Origin of the sequence: Kitasatospora sp. NPDC057512 (assembly GCF_042802135.1) — a bacterium.
Classification (GTDB): domain Bacteria; phylum Actinomycetota; class Actinomycetes; order Streptomycetales; family Streptomycetaceae; genus Kitasatospora.
On record NZ_JBHVET010001067.1, the window covers coordinates 1 to 2,102 of the forward strand.

Here is a 2,102-nt window from a genome sequence, read left to right on the forward strand (position 1 = left end):
CCCACGCTCCTTCCCGCGCTCCTTACCCGGCGACGGCACCGCCGGACGCCGGGGCGACGCCCGAAGCTACGATGGTTACCCGGTGGCCGGCCCCGCGCTCCAGTGCCGCCGGAACCGGCAGTGGCGGCGCAGGAGGCGGAGATGGCGGAAGCCGGGGCGAGCACGCTCGCCGAGAAGATCGAGACACTGTTTCGCACGGTCCGGCGCCCCAACCGGGAGCAGTACAGCAACGAGGACGTGGCACGCGCCTGTCGCGAGGCCACCGGCGAGACCTTCTCGGCCACCTACCTGTGGCAGCTGCGCACCGGCAAGCGCGACAACCCGACCAAGCGCCACCTGGAGGCGCTGGCCGCGTTCTTCCACGTCTCCCCCGCCTACTTCTTCGACGACCGCTCCGAGGAGATCGTCGCCGAACTCGCCCTGCTGGAGGCGCTGCGGGACGCCGGCGTACGGAACATGGCGCTGCGGGCGGTGGAACTCTCGCCCGAAGCCCTGGACACCGTCTCCGATGTGATCGAGACTATCGCTCGCCGGGAGGCTGCCAGGGGGAAACCCTCCCCGTGAGCACGACGTGGTGCCGCCGAGGGGACACCCGCAACGGCTGACCGGCCACGTCGGCCCCGGCGGACAGGGGAGGCGCGCGTTGCGATGGATCCGACGCCACGGCGGACTGATGCGGCGATGTCGCGCGATCAGCGAATCGCTCGACCTGCCCGACCCGTTCGACGCCGCCGAGCTCGTCGCCCGCCTCGCCCTCGCCCGCGGCCGTCCGATCGACCTGATCGCCGTGCCCGCACGGCCCGGGGCGCCCTGCGGACTGCTGGTGACGACCGGTCAGGCCGACTACATCGTGTACGCCGAGGACACCAGCGAGGTGCACCGCCAGCACATCCTGGTGCACGAGTACGCCCACCTCCTGCTGGGCCACGCCGACGGCCCCTCGCCCGACCCCGGGCTCACCCGCGGCCTGCTGCCGCACCTGTCCCCGACCCTGGTCGGGAAGGTCCTGGGCCGCACCGTCTACCTCGAACCCCAGGAACGGGAGGCCGAGTTGCTCGCCTCGCTGATCCTCAAACGCGCCCTGCTGCCCGGCGGCCGGGCGGCCAACACCCAGTCCCGCGACGCCGAGTGGGCGCAGCGGCTCTCCCCGCTGCTGGGCCGGCGCCGCCCGACGGGCCCGCATGACTGACCCCGTCCTCGCCTGCGCCGCGGTCTTCCTGCTCGGCCTGAGCACGTACCGGTTCTTCGCCGGCCGGCACCGCGGCACCACGCCGGCCCTGCGCTACACCTGCTGCTTCGCCTGGTGCTTCGGCGCCTCCCTGGCGCTGATGGCCGGCCGGACCGGGGCGGACATCGACCACGGAACCGGCCTGGCGGGCCTGTCCTGGATGCTCACCGACCACCTCAAGACGGGCTCCGCCGGGTTCCTCGCCCTGGCCGCCGTCTCGCTGCGCCGCCCCGCCGCCGACGCCCGGGCCCTGCGCCGCCGCCAGGCCGGCGTCGCCCTCGCGGTCCTCGCGGCGACCGTCCTGTTCCTGCTCGCCCGGATCACCGAGGTCGACGGCCAGTTGGTGGCCACCGGCGGCGCCGGCCCCGCGGCGCTGGCCGGCTACGACCTGGTCAACGTCGGCTACGTGGTCGGCTGCCTCGTCACCCTGCTGCGCCAGACGCTGTTCTGGACGCGCCAGGCCGACACCGCGGCCCTGCGCACGGCCCTCGTCCTGATCACGCTCACCGCCGCCGTCGGGCTGCTCTGGACGGCGTGGGGGGTCGACGACGTCCTCGGCGCCCTGCGTTCGGGCCGCCAGCAGAGCACCGAGGACCCCGTCTCGCTGGCGCTCGGGCGGCTGTGCGCGGTGCTGCTGCTGGCCGGTGCGACCACCCTGCTGTGGGCGCGTGCCGGCCGCGCCGCCCGGCGCTGGCGGGCGGCGTACCGCAGCTACCGGTCGCTCGGCCCGCTGTGGCGGGCCCTGCACGCGGCCTTCCCGCAGATCGCCCTCAGCGCCGGCCCGCTGCCCTTCGCCGACGCCGAGCTCGCGCTCTACCGCCGGGTGTACCCGTGCGGGACCCGTTCCCCGGACACCTGAACCGCGGTGTGCGGC

The 2,102-nt window shown here is 74.7% G+C and carries 3 protein-coding genes; all 3 read left to right on the forward strand.

What is annotated here, in order from left to right; genetic code table 11:
• Positions 1-141 precede the first annotated feature (141 nt).
• The 3 genes from ACFU6K_RS37645 (at position 142) to ACFU6K_RS37655 (ending at position 2,087) form a co-directional block, all read left to right on the forward strand.
• Positions 142-564, forward strand: coding sequence for an XRE family transcriptional regulator (locus tag ACFU6K_RS37645; protein WP_380670952.1), 423 nt, complete (start codon positions 142-144; stop codon positions 562-564).
• 79 nt (positions 565-643) lie between these two features.
• Positions 644-1,189, forward strand: a complete 546-nt coding sequence (locus ACFU6K_RS37650; protein ID WP_380670954.1) for a ParH-like protein — start codon at positions 644-646, stop codon at positions 1,187-1,189.
• Positions 1,182-2,087, forward strand: a complete 906-nt coding sequence (locus ACFU6K_RS37655) for an MAB_1171c family putative transporter (RefSeq protein ID WP_380670956.1) — start codon at positions 1,182-1,184, stop codon at positions 2,085-2,087. Before ACFU6K_RS37650 ends, ACFU6K_RS37655 begins: the two co-directional genes overlap by 8 nt.
• The last annotated feature ends 15 nt before the right edge of the window (positions 2,088-2,102 follow it).

Bases quoted from the DNA above. Each gene is read 5' to 3' on its own strand.
- ACFU6K_RS37645 (WP_380670952.1), top strand. From the start codon at position 142: ATGGCGGAAGCCGGGGCGAGCACGCTCGCCGAGAAGATCGAGACACTG.
- ACFU6K_RS37655 (WP_380670956.1), top strand. From the start codon at position 1,182: ATGACTGACCCCGTCCTCGCCTGCGCCGCGGTCTTCCTGCTCGGCCTG.